General features: G+C 45.2%; 12 protein-coding genes and 1 CRISPR repeat array. Of the genes, 4 read left to right on the top strand and 8 right to left on the bottom strand.

Annotated elements, in window-relative coordinates; all coding sequences use genetic code 11:
* Positions 1-341: 341 nt before the first annotated feature.
* Positions 342-1,118 carry an ion transporter gene (locus QUB77_RS16915; protein WP_333323296.1) on the bottom strand — a complete coding sequence of 259 codons (777 nt, stop codon included), beginning with the start codon at positions 1,116-1,118 and terminating at the stop codon, positions 342-344.
* A 46-nt stretch (positions 1,119-1,164) separates the two neighbouring features.
* On the opposite strand from QUB77_RS16915, the gene QUB77_RS16910 reads away from it, so the two are divergent.
* The 3 genes from QUB77_RS16910 to QUB77_RS16900 all read left to right on the top strand — a co-directional run bounded on the left by QUB77_RS16910 (position 1,165) and on the right by QUB77_RS16900 (position 4,100).
* Complete coding sequence (locus tag QUB77_RS16910) at positions 1,165-2,886, top strand: pentapeptide repeat-containing protein (protein ID WP_333323293.1); 1,722 nt, start codon at positions 1,165-1,167, stop codon at positions 2,884-2,886.
* Between the two features lie 272 nt (positions 2,887-3,158).
* Positions 3,159-3,680: a hypothetical protein gene (locus QUB77_RS16905; RefSeq protein WP_333174903.1), complete on the top strand. Its 522-nt coding sequence runs from the start codon at positions 3,159-3,161 to the stop codon at positions 3,678-3,680.
* A gap of 75 nt (positions 3,681-3,755) precedes the next feature.
* Positions 3,756-4,100: an NAD(P)H-quinone oxidoreductase subunit M gene (locus tag QUB77_RS16900; RefSeq protein ID WP_333161078.1), complete on the top strand. Its 345-nt coding sequence runs from the start codon at positions 3,756-3,758 to the stop codon at positions 4,098-4,100.
* Positions 4,101-4,336: 236 nt separating this feature from the next.
* On the opposite strand, the gene QUB77_RS16895 is transcribed toward QUB77_RS16900, so the two are convergent.
* The gene (locus QUB77_RS16895) at positions 4,337-4,693 is read right to left on the bottom strand and encodes a hypothetical protein (protein ID WP_333323291.1); all 357 of its coding nucleotides are present in this window, start codon (positions 4,691-4,693) and stop codon (positions 4,337-4,339) included.
* Between the two features lie 1,328 nt (positions 4,694-6,021).
* Here QUB77_RS16895 and QUB77_RS16890 point away from each other — a divergent pair.
* Positions 6,022-8,331 carry a protein phosphatase 2C domain-containing protein gene (locus QUB77_RS16890; RefSeq protein ID WP_333174907.1) on the top strand — a complete coding sequence of 770 codons (2,310 nt, stop codon included), beginning with the start codon at positions 6,022-6,024 and terminating at the stop codon, positions 8,329-8,331.
* 182 nt (positions 8,332-8,513) lie between these two features.
* Here QUB77_RS16890 and QUB77_RS16885 read toward each other — a convergent pair whose 3' ends face one another.
* The 6 genes from QUB77_RS16885 to QUB77_RS16860 all read right to left on the bottom strand — a co-directional run bounded on the left by QUB77_RS16885 (position 8,514) and on the right by QUB77_RS16860 (position 19,960).
* Positions 8,514-9,209 carry an LPS assembly lipoprotein LptE gene (locus QUB77_RS16885; RefSeq protein WP_333174910.1) on the bottom strand — a complete coding sequence of 232 codons (696 nt, stop codon included), beginning with the start codon at positions 9,207-9,209 and terminating at the stop codon, positions 8,514-8,516.
* Between the two features lie 263 nt (positions 9,210-9,472).
* Positions 9,473-15,408: a CRISPR direct-repeat array (repeat unit 37 nt; unit sequence GTTTCAATCCCTGATAGGGTTTTATGGGTTTTCCGGC).
* Positions 15,409-15,683: 275 nt separating this feature from the next.
* Positions 15,684-16,049, bottom strand: a complete 366-nt coding sequence (locus QUB77_RS16880; protein WP_333174912.1) for a DUF1823 family protein — start codon at positions 16,047-16,049, stop codon at positions 15,684-15,686.
* 148 nt (positions 16,050-16,197) lie between these two features.
* The gene (gap, locus tag QUB77_RS16875; protein ID WP_333175084.1) at positions 16,198-17,229 is read right to left on the bottom strand and encodes a type I glyceraldehyde-3-phosphate dehydrogenase; all 1,032 of its coding nucleotides are present in this window, start codon (positions 17,227-17,229) and stop codon (positions 16,198-16,200) included.
* A 508-nt stretch (positions 17,230-17,737) separates the two neighbouring features.
* Positions 17,738-18,049: a P-II family nitrogen regulator gene (locus QUB77_RS16870; RefSeq protein ID WP_223300725.1), complete on the bottom strand. Its 312-nt coding sequence runs from the start codon at positions 18,047-18,049 to the stop codon at positions 17,738-17,740.
* 1 nt (position 18,050) lies between these two features.
* A complete protein-coding gene (locus QUB77_RS16865; protein WP_333174914.1) occupies positions 18,051-19,022 on the bottom strand; it encodes a sodium-dependent bicarbonate transport family permease in 972 nt (323 codons plus the stop codon).
* Between the two features lie 203 nt (positions 19,023-19,225).
* Complete coding sequence (locus QUB77_RS16860; RefSeq protein ID WP_333174916.1) at positions 19,226-19,960, bottom strand: glutathione peroxidase; 735 nt, start codon at positions 19,958-19,960, stop codon at positions 19,226-19,228.
* Positions 19,961-20,029 lie beyond the last annotated feature (69 nt).

Here is a 20,029-nt window from a genome sequence, read left to right as displayed (position 1 = left end):
GTTTTTTGGCGAGCGCAAAGTAAGTTAGCAATTTTTTCTACAGTCTTCTCCTAGTTGATATTTTTTTATCTACCTTCAGTAATTACGTAAAAGTAACGTATTTTTATCGCCAAGCGTTGGTCGTGCAGCAATCTCAAAATCTTGCTACATCCTGATAATGCGTAATTCCTGTACCTTTCTAAAATCGGAGTTCAGTTGACAGTTGACAGTTGACAGTTGACACTTGACAGCGACCTCTACCTGGAAGGAAGAGGATGGGAGTAATGAGTAGTCTTCTTTTAATTTCTCCCTACAAGGGAGAGGCTTTAAACATTTTTTTTGTAAAACATTAATTATGCGGCTTAGATATCTAACTGAGTACCGCACATTTTACAAAATCTAGCATTAGCATCGTGTACAGACCAACCGCAACCTGTACAAACAGCTTCTCCGTGATTAGCACTTTTAACTAATTGTTTAATCAAATCCCCCAATTGCCAAGGAATCAGAGCAATTCCTGTCAAAATCATCAAAATAGTCAGAAAACGGCCGGATTCCGAAATCGGAGTAACATCGCCAAATCCCACCGTGGTCATTGTGACAACCGAGAAATAAACAGCATCCAAAAAAGTTGCAAAACTTTCGGGATTTGCCGGATGTTCGACTTGATAAATCAAACCAGAATAAACAAAAATTATTGCCAGCAAAGTAAACAAAATCCGAGCAAAAATCACCCCATCTTCGCTGCTGATGCGGAAAATAGAAATTTTTAATTCTAGAAAGCGGATGAGCCGGAGAATTCTGAACCAGCGAAAAATTCGGATAAAACTAACGTTGACAAATCCCAGTAAAAATGGTAATATTGCCAGCAAATCAATAATTGAAAAAAAACTAAAAATAAATTTAACTCGATTTTCGGCACACCACAACCGCAATAAATACTCAACTGCAAAAACGATTAAAAGAACAGTATCGAGAGTTTGGAAATTAATTCTAACCGTTTCCGAAATCGGGTAAGTTTCGGCGATGAAGCTGGCGGAAGATAGGAGAATGAGTCCGGTAAGAGTTAAATTGACGGTTCTGCCAATTGGGGTTTCGATGTCTTCGAGATAAAATCCAATTTGCGATCGGGTTAACATAGATGAGATAATTAATACCATTTATGAGGTAAGGGAATTATCGCATATGAGTATCGAATTAACTAAGGGTGAAAGGTTCAATCTTTCTAAAGAAACTCCTAATTTCAGTAAAATTGCGATCGCCCTGGGGTGGCAAGTCAGTCAGAAAGCACAAAACTGCGACATTGACGCATCTGTTTTTATGTTAGCGGCGGACGATCGCATTCCCGATGAAAAGTATTTTGTATTTTACAACAATCTGACATCACCGGACGGTGCGGTGCGACATTCGGGAGACAGCAGGAATGGACAAATTGAGGGAGATGATGAGACGGTTTATCTGGATTTGAGTAAAATCAATTCGGCGATTCAAGAAATTGTGTTTGTGGTGACTATTCACGACGGACAGGAAAAAAATCAAAGTTTTAGTCAAGTTGAAAATGCTTTTATCCGGCTTTACAATTCAGAGACTCTTAGCGAATTGGTTCGGTACAATTTAAATCAGATATTTTCGCAAGAAACGGCTTTAGAATTTGGACGGTTGTATAAGAAGAATGGCGAATGGAGGTTTCAGGCGGTTGGACAGGGATATAATGCGGGGTTGCAAAGTTTTGTAGATAAGTATTATGTTGAAAATGCGGTTGAGAAAAGCTCGAATGCTGGTGAGAAGGTTGATGATGCTGAGGTTGTGAGGCGGTTTAGCGATCGGGTTGACAAGCTATTGCGCGAAGAGGCAGTTAAAGAGATGCCCCCAGTGTCTAGCAAAGTGGCCGGAGAGTCTGCGGCTAATCCTGTGAATGCTAAGCTTGACGATCGAGAACTAGCTATCAGCACTGAAGAATTTTGCAAGCGATATAACGCGGGTGAAAGAGACTTTACTGGCTGCAACCTATTCGGATTAGATTTGAGTGGAAAAATTTTGGTAGATGATGTCATCTTGTATCAAGCAAATTTGACAGAAGCAAACTTCACTGGTGCTACTTTAAAAAAAATTAATCTATGTGGAGCTAACCTGCAAAGATCAAATTTAAGCTCAACAAATCTGCAACAAGCCGATCTGATTGAAGCTAAATTAATCAATGCAGACCTAACTAAGGCAAAATTGGAGTATGCAAAACTGATTCAAGCGAATTTCCGTCAAGCCATATTAAGCGATGCAAACTTCACAGGAGCAAACCTGACTGGGGCAAATCTCAGCGGAGCAAACTTAACAGGGGCCAATTTTACGGCTGCTAACCTCACTGCCGCCAATCTAAATAGTGCTAACCTAACTCAGACAATTCTAAATAGTGCTAATTTGGCAGGAGCAGATTTAACTCAAGCAAATCTAAACAACGCAAGCCTAAGTGGTACTAATTTGACAGGCGTTAAATTGACAGGTGTAAGTTTTGCGGGAGTAGACTTGATGAACGTTAACTTGAAGGTTGCTAACCTCACAGGTGTAAGTTTTGTTGGAGCTAACTTGAAGAGAGCTAACCTCACAGGTCTTGACCTGAGAGGTGTTAATTTTATGGGGATAAGTTTGGTTGGAGTAAACCTCGATCTCGTCAACTTGAGCGGGCAAAACTTAAGCGGGTTCAATCTCTGCGGAACTAGCTTGATCCGTGTCAATTTGAGTGAAGCAAATCTAACTTCAGCAGACTTGCGGGGGGCAAACTTGACGATGGCAAACCTAGAGAAAGCTAACCTGAAGGAGGCTAAACTGGCTGGAGCAAACTTAACAGGAGCAAAGATGGAAAAGGCAAAGCTAACTGGCGCAATTATGCCAGACGGCAAAACTCACAAATAGATTAATCTTTGTAGTAACGAATTGAGTCCTTAGAAATGGCAGGAGTAGGGCGTGTTTTCTTGACCCGGAGATCCCCCCTAGCCCCCCTTAAAAAAGGGGGAACCGGAAGCACTCAAAGTCCCCCTTCTTAAGGGGGCTTTAGGGGGATCAAGACTTTGATATAAGTGACATTTATTATGGGTTTCAGTCTTAAATTGATACCAATGGTGGGGTGTGCATCACCCTAGAAATAGATTATGATTAGTATTAAAGATCAAATATATAGATTTTCCATGAATGAATCGGACAAAGAAATTATAGAATCTACCCTCAGATGGATGACGGAGTTTGTCGAATTACCGCATCCAGTTTTCAGCGATTTACCCATTTGTCCCTTCACTAAAAAAGCACGCTTGGCCAATCAAATTTTATTCAAAATCGAGCGGTTTTCAGCGCTGACTGAGTTCGATCGCGATTCTGACATCATGAAATCGATTCATGAATTTTACAATTCGGAATTTGAAATTATGGTAGTAATTAATCCCGAAAAAACTGCAATTACAGCGCCCGAAACTAAAGAATTGATAGACAAACTGAATCGTCAGATTTCCGACTTGGGCTTGCTGGCTTTTCACGCTCATCCCCAAGAAGATTTTAATATTGACGGACTTCATACTAGGAGGATGCCGTATCCGGGCTTCACCGTTCAAGTAAATTCTAAGCTGAAGCCAGCTTCCGATGCTTTAGAGAAAACTGAATATTACAAAAATTGGACGGCCCAACAACTAAAATATTTCGGGATTCCGAGAAATTGACGATCGCCCGCCCTCCCCGCGCATCTCTGAGCCATTACAATAAACTCAGCAAAAAATCTTTACACATAAGAACTCATGCAGCTCAAGTCAACAACCCGCCATATTCGCATATACACCGCCATCCTCGAAGATAACGAACTCGTACCCAGCAATGACCTTTTGACCCTCGACATTGACCCAGATAACGAACTTAACTGGAACGACGAGTCAATCAAACAGGTGTATGCCAAATTCGACCAACTCGTAGACGCATACGAGGGCGAAGACTTGACCGAGTACAACCTCCGCCGTATCGGTTCGGAGTTGGAACACTTGGTACGATCGCTCTTACAAAAAGGCCAAATCAGCTACAATCTCAACAGCCGCGCTGTCAACTACAGCATGGGATTGCCTCAAGTTGATGCCAAAATTCACCTGTAAGGGCGATCCTCTTCGAGGGCTTCGCTAACGGGCGATCGGTATTTATGTCAACTTAAGATTGAAACCCATAATAAAGGTCGCTTGTAGCTGAGTTTCGATCCCTCCTACTCCTCTTAATCAGGGGAGTACGGCGGGAAAAGAGGGTTCTGTTTCGTCTCTCGCTTTCGGGATTGAGGGGAATTTAGACTTGGATACCGAGGAAAGGTGGAGATGGGGAGAATTGAAAAAAGCTGCTTTTATTCTTCTTCCTGCTTGTTTGTGACTCCTGACTCCTGACTCCCGGCTTCTTCCTTCTTCCCACTGCCCTCGGACTTCTCCCGCGCATCCCCAGCATCAACCGGAGAAATTGGAACGCGATCGCGTTCCAAAAACTGTTTAACTGCTAATTGGCGGTTGGTCATAAACTGACCCCAAGCGCCGGGAAACAGCCCATCCAAGGTTTCCACCAGCGCCCAAACCTCAAGATTCATCACTTTGTAATAAAAACTGTGAGAATGTTGAATGCTGGTGAGTATTTCGTCTATTTCAACTGCAGGCAGTAGCTTCGGATCGGGCAAATTCTTGGAAAAGGCGCTGGGTTCATGTGGGGGCATGGTTAAATACTCAACAGCTTGCAGAGGCCGGTCAGTCGATTTTAGATTTGAGATTTGAGATTTTAGATTGACTCCACAGATGAATCTGGGGGCTGGAACTAATATCTAATTTTTTTTGCTCTCCACGACTCGTGTCGCGGGCTGGCATCCGTCAGTCGATTTTAGATTTTAGATTTTAGATTTTAGATTTTAGATTGATTCCACAGATGAATCTGGGAGCTGGAACTAATATCTAATTTTTTTTGCTCTCCACGACTCGTGTCGCGGGCTCTCACCGGTCGGTAGATGTGAGATGTGAGATTGTAGATTTTATACTTTGGATGGATTCCACAGATGAATCTGGGGCTTTTATCCGTCTTTGGGTCAGGTTAAATTTAACTTTACTTGCGAAACTCGGGTACGAGGCAATTAACACCCTGGGCGAGAAAACCGAGAATTGATATTTATTTATACCTGTCGGGTCAGGTGATTTCTACCTAGCTGCATCATACCATTATAGTTATTCTAAAATTTCAATTCCCTTGAGTGCTGCGATTTCTTCGGAAATGGCCACCATCAGGAATATGCTGAAAACAGCGTGATTTCAAGCCTAGGACTTGGGCCTCGCCCGATCGTCTAACTCTGAAAGCTCCTAGCAAGATTCATCCGGCCGTCAACGAAATGGTAAACTATTCGTGTCAGTACAAGACATTAAAACCTACCCCTAGACTGGGGGAAAGTCACGCCTAAAATATTGTCAGGAGTTGGACTAAACAGCCAAAAAATTTACTAAAGTTAGTCATACTTAACTTGACTGGTTAACCTTTGTGGGTGGTAGAATTAGAGCGATGCCAAAAACCAAGGCTTAATTATCTGGGAGAGTAAACCGAGCGTGCAAGTCAAAACTGACCAGCCTGTCACAAGGTCGAACGGGAGTCCGCGTTTCGTTAAATAGGTTGAAAATATTGGATGACTCACGGCTAAAATCTTCAACTAAAATTAATTCGATTAGGGTGGGCTACACCCGAATTAACGCCTGTGGACAAGAAGGAGCCGACTCCCTTGGGTGAAGCAGGAAGCAGACCCTTCAGGAGCAATCCCGATTGAATGGTGGGACTTAAATAAGTTTAGCCAAGTTTTGTGTAGCAGATATCACTACGCACACAACAGTGGAAACGTGGTGATTCCGGGAACCTGAAAAATCAGGATATTAGGACTGCGAAGTCTTAAGAATCTGCGTCTGTTGAGAAAGCGGGAGTGTCAAATAATCGCCACGTATCAACCCGTCGAGGTTCAATCGCTAAAATAGTTCAGATCAGCACGCTTGCCCAAAGGCGTCAGGAACCCTTATGCAAAACTCTGTGGCAAAACACTACTTATGGGCTTTAGGTGAAGGGATCAAAGGGTGTAAGCCAGGCGATCTGATCGCTGGTCGCTACTTGGTCAAGCGCGATCGACTTCTTGTCGATACTCAACCCGAACACTTGCCGGAACTGCCCGATGAGATTCCGAGTGTTGTCACTCCTTATCTGAGACTGTTTGCCTATCAGTTGCACGTACCTCAAGTATACGGCCTGGTATCGTCCAAGATGAGCAAGCTCTCGGGAGATATCTGGCTACTGGAAAACGGGCCGATTTTGAAGGTGACGGAATCTTTGATGCCGGAATTGGCGGACTCCTGGAAAGGATCAGCAGCGATGCGCCAGCTCAATTGGCTGTGGCAAATTGCCCAGTTGTGGCAGCCGTGTATCGCTCAAGGCGTGGCTTCGACCCTGCTGACTCCCGAACTGCTGCGGGTGGAAGGGCAATTGGTGCGGTTTCTGGAATTGCAGCCCGATCGCAAACCGCCTCATTTGTCGCAGTTGGGCAAATTGTGGCAGCAGTGGCTCGAAGATGCTCACCCGGCTATTGCCAATTTTTTGAGGCAACTTTGCCAGCAAATGGTTGCCGGTCAAGTGCGCCACGGCGAACAATTGATGGGCCAGTTGGATAAAGCTTTGGCAAAGTGCGGCCGATATTACGATCGTCACGTTGAAATTGCCACGGGCACAGATGTAGGTAGATCCCGGGCTCACAACGAAGATGCTTGCTATCCGCCCAGCGGTACGCTGTTCGCCGGAAGCCCAGGTGCGGAAGCTTGCGCGATCGTCTGCGACGGTATCGGTGGACAAGACGGCGGCGAAGTCGCTTCGGAAGAAGCAATTGGTGTGCTGCGCGACAAGTTGCAGCAAATGCCCTTGCATCAGGCTAATTGGGACCCGTTGAGCCTGACTTCCAAGCTGGAACGGGCAGCTTGTGCTGCTAACGACAAGATAGCCAGTCGCAACGACAGCGAACACCGCCAAGGCCGCCAGCGGATGGGAACTACGCTAGTTATGGGTTTAGCCCACATTCACGAGCTCTACGTCGCCCACGTCGGAGACAGTCGGGCTTACTGGATTACCCGCACCGGCTGCTATCAAGTTACTCTCGATGATAATGTGGCTTGCCGCGAGGTGCGTTTGGGCTACTCTCTCTACCGCGATGCTTTGGAACAAGTGGCCGCCGGAGCTCTGATTCAAGCTTTGGGGATTACTTCGTCCAACACTTTGCACCCGACTGTGCAGCGTTTTCCAGTGGATGAAGACTGCGTTTTGCTGCTGTGTTCCGACGGTTTGAGTGATAAAGACCGGGTTGAGGAATGTTGGGAAGCGGAGATTTTGCCAATTCTCGACGGTAGCATTAATTTGGGTAAGGCGCGCGATCGACTGATTGAGATTGCTAATACTAGAAACGGTCACGATAACGTCACTGTTGCTTTAATTCACTGTCAAGCACATTTGAGGGAAGACGGCAATACTTTGACAGAACTGTCTGTCGCACCTTTAGATACGCCGATAGAACTAATTTCCGACAGCGAGGATATGCCAACGGATTTGAATGGGCCCACAAGCCTTGGCGATGGGAATTCTGAAGGAAAAACGCAGTTTTTACAGCGGGAAAAAAGCAAAAGCCCATTTTCGCTGCTGCTGAAAATTTTATTTTTATTAGGCTTGGGGGGTGTATTTGCTTATTTTTTCATTCCTCCGGTGGGTCGCGCGATCGATACTGCCGGGGAGTCGATTTTCGGGAAACGCGGTTTAATTAATGCTGGAAGAACGCCGGAGAAAACTGTTGAATCTGTACCTTCTCCGGTTCAATCTTTAGAAACAGGCTCGTTTATAGAGATTAAAAGTTCTGGGGCTGGGGAAGTGGAAAAAGAGGGCGATCGCTTGGATTTGCGAGGCGCAATCGGTGAGTTGACTGTCAAAGGAACAGTCCCAGCCGGCAGCGTTTTGCAGGTGACAAACAAACAGCTTACGCCTCAAGGCAATTGGCTGGAATTGAAAGTTTGTTCGATTCCTGAAATAGTGCGATCGAACTCTCCAAAACCTGAGTCAAATAAAGATTTTTCTACAGTTTCAAAACCCGCACCGAATCCATCTCCCGCTGTGGCAACTCCCTCGCCTTCCCCGACAGTTAAGCCAACAGTTGAATTAGAAAGCGCCAAGCTGCAACCGGGGGAAATCGGATGGATTCAAGAACAAGCTGCTGTTTCTAAAGTAGTCTCTAACCTAGCCTTAAACCCAACTCAAAAGGGGAAATGCGTTGATTCTGACTCAAATCCCAATGCTAATTAAACTGTTAATGCTTGAGTATTTTGAGCAACTTTGCTGAAACTTAGTAGAAAGAAAAATGCAAATTTCTAAACAAAACTAAGATTAACGGATACCATCGCTGGTCAAGTAGCTGACATAATTTTAGATTTGAGATTGGAAATTTAATAATTTCCAATCTCAAATCTAACAAGGTTTCAAAATTTCTAACCTAATTTGTTAGATACTTCTGCCAGTTTAGTCACCATTTGGGATACGGCTTTGTCAACTGCCGCGCTCAAAAGTGAGTCTTCATTGCTGCTGCCAGAATTGCTGCTGATCCCTCTGACAGAAATATTAGAATCGCTTTGATCTGCCTCTCCTACTGCTTTGGCAGTGGCAAGAATATCTCCCGAAGCTGTACCGATTAACCGCACATCTATTTGAACGGTAGCTTTGGTTTTTTGTGAACCGGCGCCGATTCCCATGAAACTGCCGCCGCCGGATTGTTTGTCGATATTAAACTTGGTAATGGTGCCGATGAGCACGGCGTCAACTCCTAATTGTTTGCCAATTTCGGCTGCTGTACCGGCATCCATCGCGCCGCTGCGATTTTGCTGTTTGAGCACTTGTTCGAGTTTGCTGCGATCGACTACTGTATAAGTGCCGTTGTTGACGAGTTCGTTGATTAACAGTTCGCTGATGCCTTTGGCTGCGCCGACTCCCCTGTAGGAAGTGTAATAGCTGTTGGTGGGGCCGTAGTCGAAGTCCATGACTACGAGGCGCTTTTTGGCAGTTGCTTGGGCGAGTTGGGTTGCGGGTTGGGTGCTGGCTGGTGTGGCGATCGCATTGACTGAAACGCCTGCTAGCATTAGGGTAGCGAGGGAAATGCTGGTTAAGCGAGATATGGTGGTTGTTTTCATAAAGCTTTTCTCACAGTTGTTTTGTGCCGACTCTAGGATACTTTACGGAACAGCCCGATGTCAGGGTTGGGGGTGAGGAGATTGGAATTGGCGGGTTTTAGTGTGTTTTGACTTTCAAAAGCCTTAATTTTTGTTAATTAACCGCAGAGTACGCTCTTGACCCAGAGAAAGAGATGAGGAGTTCGATCGAGCTTTCAAGCCCTAGATAGGGAAATATGGGTTTTCCGGCAAAGAAATGTAGCAACATACTGATATACTGATATGTTTCAATCCCTGATAGGGTTTTATGGGTTTTCCGGCGCTGCCGAGCCAAACCCTAACTTCCCTCCTGAAGTTTCAATCCCTGATAGGGTTTTATGGGTTTTCCGGCTCGCGGGTGCGGTACTGAATCTAATTGAAGCTTCATCTAAGTTTCAATCCCTGATAGGGTTTTATGGGTTTTCCGGCGCAGCAGCGGTTATCGCGATCGCTAAAGCTGACAAGCTTGTTTCAATCCCTGATAGGGTTTTATGGGTTTTCCGGCTTTTACACGTTTGCGGGCGATTTTCGTAAATTGGTGTTTCAATCCCTGATAGGGTTTTATGGGTTTTCCGGCCAATTGATTTTGCAGCGTCGCCACCGCTTGGAATTGTTTCAATCCCTGATAGGGTTTTATGGGTTTTCCGGCTAGATCCGCCGTCGATACCAGCAGGAGGCTATTGGGAGTTTCAATCCCTGATAGGGTTTTATGGGTTTTCCGGCCTGAATTGGGCTTGTTTGCGTCGTACCTTGTGCGTTTCAATCCCTGATAGGGTTTTATGGGTTTTCCGGCGCAGTGTAGTGGAGGTGTTTTTCTGGCCGCCCCAGCGTTTCAATCCCTGATAGGGTTTTATGGGTTTTCCGGCTTTTTGGGTAATATTGCTACAGTTTTCTTTTTGGTTTCAATCCCTGATAGGGTTTTATGGGTTTTCCGGCTAGGATTTCTGAGCAATTCTTGAGCTTGAAAATACGGGTTTCAATCCCTGATAGGGTTTTATGGGTTTTCCGGCATTGCTGACTGGATGAGGCAATTGATGAAATTTCAAATTGTTTCAATCCCTGATAGGGTTTTATGGGTTTTCCGGCAAAGGGGAAGCCGATGCGCTTAAAAAGCTAGCGTTTCAATCCCTGATAGGGTTTTATGGGTTTTCCGGCTAGCTACTTTACTCATATTCTGTCTGGCAAGAGCTGTTTCAATCCCTGATAGGGTTTTATGGGTTTTCCGGCTCATATCCCTTAACAAACGTTGTGCGGCTTGCGCGGAAGTTTCAATCCCTGATAGGGTTTTATGGGTTTTCCGGCTGGTGGAAGCCTCACTGCAATGTCTACCTCTTAGTTTCAATCCCTGATAGGGTTTTATGGGTTTTCCGGCAGTTACTAACCACAGACTCAGTAGTATCGAGTTCGTTTCAATCCCTGATAGGGTTTTATGGGTTTTCCGGCTCAAGGGAGAATACTGGCGCTTTCTCAAAGCTCAAGTTTCAATCCCTGATAGGGTTTTATGGGTTTTCCGGCGACTGCACGAACTAAAAGCAGCAGGAAAGGTAGCAGTTTCAATCCCTGATAGGGTTTTATGGGTTTTCCGGCGGTTCACAACAGGCGTTAATTTAAAATACTTTGTTTCAATCCCTGATAGGGTTTTATGGGTTTTCCGGCCATATTGCCTTAAACCGTTTATATAGCTCTTTTGGGTTTCAATCCCTGATAGGGTTTTATGGGTTTTCCGGCTAAAAGACCAAATCAACTAGAAACAGCTTTATATTGTTTGTTTCAATCCCTGATAGGGTTTTATGGGTTTTCCGGCCGATCGACCCAACCTTTAAAGTAAGGACGCTTACCCCGGTTTCAATCCCTGATAGGGTTTTATGGGTTTTCCGGCTTAATCAGAACCAATCCGAGGCAAAACGAATGATGTTTCAATCCCTGATAGGGTTTTATGGGTTTTCCGGCTGTGTGTGTATTTTGGGTTCTGTTAAAGAAAAATCGTTTCAATCCCTGATAGGGTTTTATGGGTTTTCCGGCTTTTAGTCCCGCCGAACCAGCATCGGAAGTTTCCGTTTCAATCCCTGATAGGGTTTTATGGGTTTTCCGGCAGAGCAGCCATTGTTAATCCTCAAAGGTTAAAGAGTTTCAATCCCTGATAGGGTTTTATGGGTTTTCCGGCATGGTGGCTGAGCGTCCTATGTTTCATCCTGATGTTTCAATCCCTGATAGGGTTTTATGGGTTTTCCGGCCCTGTCCCACGCAGCGGCCCTGCTGTCGGCCACCGGTTTCAATCCCTGATAGGGTTTTATGGGTTTTCCGGCTCTTACAGTTGGCGGGGCGTGCCGCCTGTTTTGATCGTTTCAATCCCTGATAGGGTTTTATGGGTTTTCCGGCACCGTTCGCGCTGAACTACAAAGACGAAACTTGGTTTCAATCCCTGATAGGGTTTTATGGGTTTTCCGGCCAGCCCTGCCAACGAACTCGTAGTTAGTTCTCTGTTTCAATCCCTGATAGGGTTTTATGGGTTTTCCGGCGCGATCGACAAAAGCGTCGCAATACTCCAAAACCGTTTCAATCCCTGATAGGGTTTTATGGGTTTTCCGGCCGATAGGCGAGAGCAAAAATATGGCAAAAAAACGTTTCAATCCCTGATAGGGTTTTATGGGTTTTCCGGCTTCGCGCAAGATCACTTTGGAACAGTACGTACACGTTTCAATCCCTGATAGGGTTTTATGGGTTTTCCGGCCCGAGGCAATCTTGCAGCCCTGCCAGCAAAAAGGTTTCAATCCCTGATAGGGTTTTATGGGTTTTCCGGCGGGTTCGAGATTTAGATTTACTCTGTCATCCGAACGTGTTTCAATCCCTGATAGGGTTTTATGGGTTTTCCGGCGTCACGAATTTCTTCGAGAGATTTGAGAATATCTTCGTTTCAATCCCTGATAGGGTTTTATGGGTTTTCCGGCGCGACTCCTATTTCTTTCACTCAAGCTCTTTGGAAAAGTTTCAATCCCTGATAGGGTTTTATGGGTTTTCCGGCTCACCTCCGAGCTTTGAAGATTTCAGGAAATCAGTGTTTCAATCCCTGATAGGGTTTTATGGGTTTTCCGGCCCTAGCAACTGAAGGAGGTGCACCTTCTTCAGCCGAGTTTCAATCCCTGATAGGGTTTTATGGGTTTTCCGGCTTGAATTGTTCGGGTTTGGCTCCTGAAATTTTAGCGTTTCAATCCCTGATAGGGTTTTATGGGTTTTCCGGCTCGGCCGATTATAGGGAAAAACCTTTCATGGATGTTTCAATCCCTGATAGGGTTTTATGGGTTTTCCGGCTAATTATTAACCCGACAAGTAAACCGTTAGGGATTGTTTCAATCCCTGATAGGGTTTTATGGGTTTTCCGGCACGCCAAAGCCTCCTCAAATTTACACACCAGTGCGTTTCAATCCCTGATAGGGTTTTATGGGTTTTCCGGCCAGGCGCAGTAGCAATCAAAAATCCAAGTAAAGTTTCAATCCCTGATAGGGTTTTATGGGTTTTCCGGCACAAACTGCAAATTTTTCTTCTGTACATAAGTGGTTTCAATCCCTGATAGGGTTTTATGGGTTTTCCGGCGCCGAGAGATTGCGCCGCTACATCAAATTCCCAGTTTCAATCCCTGATAGGGTTTTATGGGTTTTCCGGCCCTGTGCGATGGGTGAATCGGTGTTGCCACCGCGGTTTCAATCCCTGATAGGGTTTTATGGGTTTTCCGGCACGCTCACCCTTTCCCCCCTATGTTCAGCCTGAAACTGCTTCGTTTCAATCCCTGATAGGGTTTTATGGGTTTTCCGGCGATGAAGCAACAAACCCTAAGTTTGCTGTAGTGGCGCGTTTCAATCCCTGATAGGGTTTTATGGGTTTTCCGGCTCGTTCGTATAGACCTCTACAAAAAGGGAGAAAAGTTTCAATCCCTGATAGGGTTTTATGGGTTTTCCGGCCTGTTGCTACCCGCAATTATTATGTAAAGAAGTTGGCTGTTTCAATCCCTGATAGGGTTTTATGGGTTTTCCGGCATTTATCCCTTCGACGACTTCCTCTGCCTGCCAAAGAGTTTCAATCCCTGATAGGGTTTTATGGGTTTTCCGGCCTGTCGAAATAGGTAAAGTAAAGTGCGACGTGCGAGTTTCAATCCCTGATAGGGTTTTATGGGTTTTCCGGCCACCCTATTTACCCGCACTTTCATTCACTCCGGGTTGTTTCAATCCCTGATAGGGTTTTATGGGTTTTCCGGCTTACCACCTCAGCTTGCTGTGGCTGGCAAGAAACGAAGTTTCAATCCCTGATAGGGTTTTATGGGTTTTCCGGCAATGTCTGTAAGTGAAAATGTGCATTTTTTAAAGTTTCAATCCCTGATAGGGTTTTATGGGTTTTCCGGCCAGCCACGCCAAGCCCTACTTTACCAAACGAGGATTTTTTAAAGTTTCAATCCCTGATAGGGTTTTATGGGTTTTCCGGCTCTCGTCCCATCCCCCTATTTTTTCAATCAAGAGTTTCAATCCCTGATAGGGTTTTATGGGTTTTCCGGCCTGCCTTCAGTTTGATCGAAGCTACCAATAATTCAACCAAGTTTCAATCCCTGATAGGGTTTTATGGGTTTTCCGGCCCTTGCCGGAATACGAAGTGATATGAAGGATGAACACGTTTCAATCCCTGATAGGGTTTTATGGGTTTTCCGGCCTGAGGTTCAAAAAGCGATCGCTCACAATCACGTTTCAATCCCTGATAGGGTTTTATGGGTTTTCCGGCTTTAGTAACCCATCTAAAAGATATAGACGACTTGTTTCAATCCCTGATAGGGTTTTATGGGTTTTCCGGCGCAGTGCGGTATAAGGCCCTTCGGCTTTACCCGATCGAGTTTCAATCCCTGATAGGGTTTTATGGGTTTTCCGGCGCGGTTACAGTCGTAGCCGACCACGTAGTTAACCTTGCATTCCACCGCGTTTCAATCCCTGATAGGGTTTTATGGGTTTTCCGGCAATACCCATTCCAGCGTCGAATGATGTTGAAGTCCGTTTCAATCCCTGATAGGGTTTTATGGGTTTTCCGGCTCGGTAGCGCCTTGGCAACTTCCAAATGAGGAAGTTTCAATCCCTGATAGGGTTTTATGGGTTTTCCGGCTCCGCCCGCCCGCCGGTACTCGATCGACAATTTCAGTTTCAATCCCTGATAGGGTTTTATGGGTTTTCCGGCCTGATTTTGCGCTTGCTCTAACCAATGCAATTTCAGGTGTTTCAATCCCTGATAGGGTTTTATGGGTTTTCCGGCGCCAGAGTAGCGCAGTGTTTTTCAATAAAAGCAACAGGTTTCAATCCCTGATAGGGTTTTATGGGTTTTCCGGCCCATCTGAAATGCTCATTGTAGAAATTTTCCTCAGTTTCAATCCCTGATAGGGTTTTATGGGTTTTCCGGCCTTCACTAGCGCAAGCGATCGCAGTTTTTGGCTATCAGTTTCAATCCCTGATAGGGTTTTATGGGTTTTCCGGCCCCTTTCCTAATGGATCTGCTCTCTTAGTCGCAATTTTTGTTTCAATCCCTGATAGGGTTTTATGGGTTTTCCGGCGCCACTTTTTCGCGCAACCGTACTAAAAAAAGGAAAAAATGTTTCAATCCCTGATAGGGTTTTATGGGTTTTCCGGCGAGCAAATGGCGATCGCCAATTTGCCGACAACAATCCGTTTCAATCCCTGATAGGGTTTTATGGGTTTTCCGGCGCAATTGCCGCAGCAAGCGCGGATGTAGATATTGAGTCGATGTTGCCAGTTTCAATCCCTGATAGGGTTTTATGGGTTTTCCGGCTAATCAGATTTAACCCCGACTTGATAGCCAAGCTTGTTTCAATCCCTGATAGGGTTTTATGGGTTTTCCGGCCAAAGCGGAGTCGGAAGCTCCGCTTTGAGCGTTAGTTTCAATCCCTGATAGGGTTTTATGGGTTTTCCGGCATTCCTTACCGCTTCAAGGGCCCACCTTAGCCCAATCACTGTTTCAATCCCTGATAGGGTTTTATGGGTTTTCCGGCTTTATTAGTCCGATTTATGTCGCTTTTTCTTTGTCAGCGTTTCAATCCCTGATAGGGTTTTATGGGTTTTCCGGCTCTTGCGCTTCTCTGTAAGCAAGAGCAGCACCAAAGTTTCAATCCCTGATAGGGTTTTATGGGTTTTCCGGCCGCTGGCATTTGAAACCGTTGCTGTATTTAGTTTTCAAGGTTCGTTTGCGTCTGCACCAACTAAAAATACCATTTCAGCCTCGGCCTGTCAATACCCAACTTTGACCTGTCGCTTGAAACTCTTATTAGATAAAGGTTTCAGCAATTGCGTCTGCCTTTAGTTCCCGCTTGAGGCATCAAACCCTTACAGCAGTTAGATTACAGCCGAAAAATTCAACCCCTCGATTTTTACACCTACCAACAGACGCACTTTTAAACAAAAAAGATAGTTTGATCTACGCCTCAGCTTCCATAAAACCCATCAACCAATTAGCCATCGTCGCCCTGCGAGTCTGTCTGGGCCCGAATTCCCCAATTTTATAGCCCTTAAACCCCAATTTTTCCTTCAGCAACTGCTTGTTTTCTGGAGGAGTCGATCGAGTCAATTTCACGGTTGCCGGCCTAGAATCAATAAAATCCGGCGGTTCCGGGTACTCTTCGCGCCACTCGGTAGCAACATCAGCACTGTTCCACTTACCAGTCTCCGCATCCCAGCGGTAGCCCAGATACTGCCAAACTAATCGGTTGACAGCAGCATCGTCGATTTCTTCGTTGAGAATAGCCCAAATAGTTTCGTTATTCAGCGGTGGTAATTCAGACATGAGCGCGATCGAATCGGAAATAAAAAAAGTTTAACTCACATTAGATAACATTATCAGGAACGGGCATCTTGCCCGTTCCACAAAAAATCATAGGAATGTGTTTGTGGGGTGGACACGCGAGCCCGCCCAAAATGCCACCCCAAAAAAATTAATTATTCAAAATTCCGTCTTTCTCGGCCATAGACAGCATTAAGTCAATCACGCGACTAGAATAACCCCACTCGTTGTCGTACCAAGAAACAACTTTGAAAAACTTAGAATTCAGTTCAATTCCCGCACCTGCATCGAAAATGCTCGATCGCGCATCGCCCTGAAAATCTGTCGAAACTACCGCATCCTCAGTATATCCCAGAATGCCTTTGAGTTCGCCCTCCGAAGCTTTTTTCATTGCTTCACAAATTTCTTTATAGCTAGTTTCCTTCGCCGTTTTGAAAGTAAGGTCAACTACAGACACGTCGGGAGTTGGCACCCGCAAAGCCATTCCAGTCAATTTTCCTTTCAATTCTGGCAACACCAAAGTAACAGCTTTTGCTGCACCGGTGGAAGATGGAATAATATTTTGAGCCGCACCGCGTCCTCCCCGCCAATCTTTTTGGCTGGGCCCGTCTACAGTTGGTTGAGTAGCTGTCATCGCGTGAACTGTAGTCATTAAACCTTCTTCCAAACCGAAGTTATCGTTGATAACTTTGGCAATTGGTGCTAAACAATTCGTCGTACAGCTAGCATTAGAAACAACCGTATCTTTTGTCGGGTCAAATTTGTGGTGGTTGACGCCGACTAGAAAAGTTGGAACTTTTTCCGGGTCTTTTGTCGGTGCTGAAAGTATTACTCGTTTTGCTCCCGCCGTCAAGTGTTTAGATGCGCCTTCAAAATCTGTAAACAATCCGGTAGATTCTACAACATAGTCTGCACTCGTTTTATCCCAAGGCAATTCTGCCGGATTTCTAATCGCTGTGCAGGGTATAAAATTTCCGTCAACGACAATCCCGTCTGGTTTGCTTTCAACTTCGCCGTCGTAAATGCCGTGGGTAGAGTCGTATTTGAAAAGATAAGCCAGGTTGTCGGGCGAAACTAAGTCGTTAATGCCGACAAATTCGATGTTGGGGTTTTTGATGCCGGCACGCATGACTAGCCGTCCGATGCGACCAAATCCGTTGATGCCGACTTTTAATGCAGCCATGTTTAAACTCCTATTGAAAATATCCTTAGTCGATCGGGCGTTAGCGAAGCCCGCCCCTACGGGGGCTACGCCAACGAAGAGGATCGCCTGTTGTGGCTTAGAATTTACCACGCTAACGGATTTTTGCAACTGATTCTTTTCTATCTCTTAAGAATTCTGAATTCTGCCCTGGCTGGGAAGAGCAATTAATCCTGAAATGACCGCTGACTAATGGCTAATGGCTAATTTTTGTCAACTTGTAAAAGTGCTATAATAGACAGAAAATATTTTCCAAATCGCCTTTTTTAAATCAGGCTAAAGTAATAAGAAAAAACTTAGGGAAAATCTAAAACGGATGAGCATTCTCACCGATGGTGGCTATCGGAACCCTAAGCCTAGGATTAAAGTGCCAGATACGCGCAAGGACACGGCATTGCCGTGTCCCTAAACATATGGCGTAGAATCTATGTGTAGCTCTACTTTTCCGAATTGGTATAATCACCAATGACTAATGACTAATGACTAATGACTACCCCACGCATCTAGTAATTAGCAATTCCACCGCATCGGAAATAAAACACGACCCACCAAATTTATTGAGCACTGGTCTAATGTTTTCTGCAACTGCTGAAACTTGAGCTGGTGAACAAAAAGCAAGCACATAAATGTTATCCAGCGCCGTCATTGATGAATCACGGGAAACGTGATCCCTAGTGCTTTTTCCAGCGACATCACGGATCACCGAATAACCGGGTACGCCCGCTTTGTCTAAACCGTCTAAAATCTTGCCGAGTTCGACTGAGTGGGCTATGATTTCTACTCTTTTGACTGACTCCATCATCTCACCTCCAAAACATATTTATTCCGTATAGATACAGGGGAATGCCTACAATGATATTAAATGGAAATGTCACTGCTAAGGCAGTTGAAATGTAAAGACTTGGATTCGCTTCGGGAACAGTTAGGCGCATGGCTGCTGGTACTGCTATATAAGAAGCACTCGCGCACAACACGGCAAACAGCAAAGTGTCTCCCTGCGGCATTCCGATTAATTTGGCTATTAGCAAAGCAATTACTGCGTTGAGTATCGGAATTAAGATTGCAAAGCCGATTAGAAAAATTCCTGCTTCTTGCAAATCTTTAATTCTGCTAGCGGCAACCAGCCCCATGTCTAGCAAGAAAAAAGTCAAAACACCGTAAAACAAGTCTTGAGTAAACGGACTCATAACTTCCCAACCATGTTCTCCTGTCAGTACGCCCATAATTAGGCTGCCAATCAGCAGAAAAACTGAACTGTTTAGGAATGCTTCTTGCAACACTTCTGGCCAAACTATTTCGCGTTTTCCTTCTTCCCCGCCAAATACACTGACTAGAATGAGACCAACTATAATTGCTGGGGATTCCATTAATGCTAGCGCGGCTACCATGTAACCGTCAAAGTCGATCCCCTGTGCTGTGAGGAAGGAGGTTGCGGTAATAAATGTGACGGCGCTGATGGAACCGTAGGTGGCTGCGATCGCTGCGGCATTGTAAGAGTCGAGCTTGATTCTCAGTAAGAAAAAAGTATAAATTGGTACTAGCATTGACATCAGCATCGCTGCTAAAATTGTCAGGGCGATTTGCTGGTCAATTCCGCTTTTGGAGAGTTCGACGCCGCCTTTAAATCCGATCGCAAACAGCAGATACAGCGAAAACAGTTTGGGGATGGGCGCTGGAATTTCTAAATCAGATTTGAGAAAAATTGCCAGCATTCCCATGAAAAAAGCTAATATTGGGGGATTTAAGATATTTGACGATACTAAACTCAAATCCACGATCGGTCACTCCCATTTCTTGCGTTTTTAATATTACTTCCCCAGTAATTGTGGCACGAGAATGGATCAATAGACCGATCGAACTTTTGACACCGAAGCTTGATTAGGCTAAATACCCCCAAATACAGCAAAGCCGCACAGTACGCACCGTACAACGAGTAAGGTGTGCACTGTGTACCTACAGGCTAAGTATTTTGGTTTAACTAAGCAACTGCCAAATAAGACTCTAGGGCTTCGGAACCACCGATCAACTTGCCGTCGATAAATACTTGTGGCACAGTTGTAGCGCCAGTTACAGCCCGGAGCGATCGGGTTGTGATATCCCGACCCAAGACGATTTCTTCATAATCAAAGCCCTTTTGACTCAGCATTGCCTTAGCCTTAGCGCAGAAGGGACAGCCCATTTTTGTAAACAGCGAAACTACCTTCGGCTTCGCTGCTGCGGAGTTAATGTAGTTGAGCATCGTCTCGGCATCGGACACTTTGAAAGGGTCGCCCGGTTCCTCTGGCTCAATAAACATTTTTTCAACCACGCCATCTTTTACCAGCATCGAATAACGCCAAGACCGCTTCCCAAAGCCTAAATCTGTTTTGTCTACCAGCATTCCCATGCCTTGAGTAAACTCGCCGTTACCGTCGGGAATTAATGTCACATTGTCTGATTCTTGGTCTTTTGCCCACTCGTTCATCACAAAGGTGTCGTTGACGGAAATGCAAACGATTTCATCTACGCCGTTTTCTTTGAAAACTTTGGCCAATTCGTTGTAACCAGGGAGGTGCGTTGACGAACAAGTGGGAGTAAAAGCCCCAGGCAGCGAGAAGACGACTACGGTTTTGCCTGCAAATATATCATCGGTGGTGACATCCACCCACTCGTTGTCTTTGCGAGTGCGAAAGGTGACTTTGGGTACTCTTTGACCTTCTTGGTTCGTCAGCATGATTTTAAATTTTTGGGTACTTGGGTTCAATTCCTTTGCTTATTATAGCGTACTCATAACGAGTATGAC

It is taken from the genome of Microcoleus sp. AT9b-C3 (assembly GCF_036705485.1).
GTDB lineage: Bacteria > Cyanobacteriota > Cyanobacteriia > Cyanobacteriales > Microcoleaceae > Microcoleus.
The sequence above is the reverse complement of the archived record's forward strand: the minus strand, read 5'-3'. Positions and strand labels throughout refer to the sequence as shown.

Excerpts from the sequence above, each read along its gene's own strand:
- QUB77_RS16890 (WP_333174907.1), top strand. The coding sequence starts at position 6,022 with ATGCAAAACTCTGTGGCAAAACACTACTTATGGGCTTTAGGTGAAGGG.
- QUB77_RS16900 (WP_333161078.1), top strand. The coding sequence starts at position 3,756 with ATGCAGCTCAAGTCAACAACCCGCCATATTCGCATATACACCGCCATC.
- QUB77_RS16905 (WP_333174903.1), top strand. The coding sequence starts at position 3,159 with ATGAATGAATCGGACAAAGAAATTATAGAATCTACCCTCAGATGGATG.
- QUB77_RS16870 (WP_223300725.1), bottom strand. The coding sequence starts at position 18,049 with ATGATGGAGTCAGTCAAAAGAGTAGAAATCATAGCCCACTCAGTCGAA.
- QUB77_RS16885 (WP_333174910.1), bottom strand. The coding sequence starts at position 9,209 with ATGAAAACAACCACCATATCTCGCTTAACCAGCATTTCCCTCGCTACC.
- QUB77_RS16860 (WP_333174916.1), bottom strand. The coding sequence starts at position 19,960 with ATGCTGACGAACCAAGAAGGTCAAAGAGTACCCAAAGTCACCTTTCGC.
- QUB77_RS16880 (WP_333174912.1), bottom strand. The coding sequence starts at position 16,049 with ATGTCTGAATTACCACCGCTGAATAACGAAACTATTTGGGCTATTCTC.
- QUB77_RS16895 (WP_333323291.1), bottom strand. The coding sequence starts at position 4,693 with ATGCCCCCACATGAACCCAGCGCCTTTTCCAAGAATTTGCCCGATCCG.
- gap (WP_333175084.1), bottom strand. The coding sequence starts at position 17,229 with ATGGCTGCATTAAAAGTCGGCATCAACGGATTTGGTCGCATCGGACGG.
- QUB77_RS16910 (WP_333323293.1), top strand. The coding sequence starts at position 1,165 with ATGAGTATCGAATTAACTAAGGGTGAAAGGTTCAATCTTTCTAAAGAA.
- QUB77_RS16915 (WP_333323296.1), bottom strand. The coding sequence starts at position 1,118 with ATGTTAACCCGATCGCAAATTGGATTTTATCTCGAAGACATCGAAACC.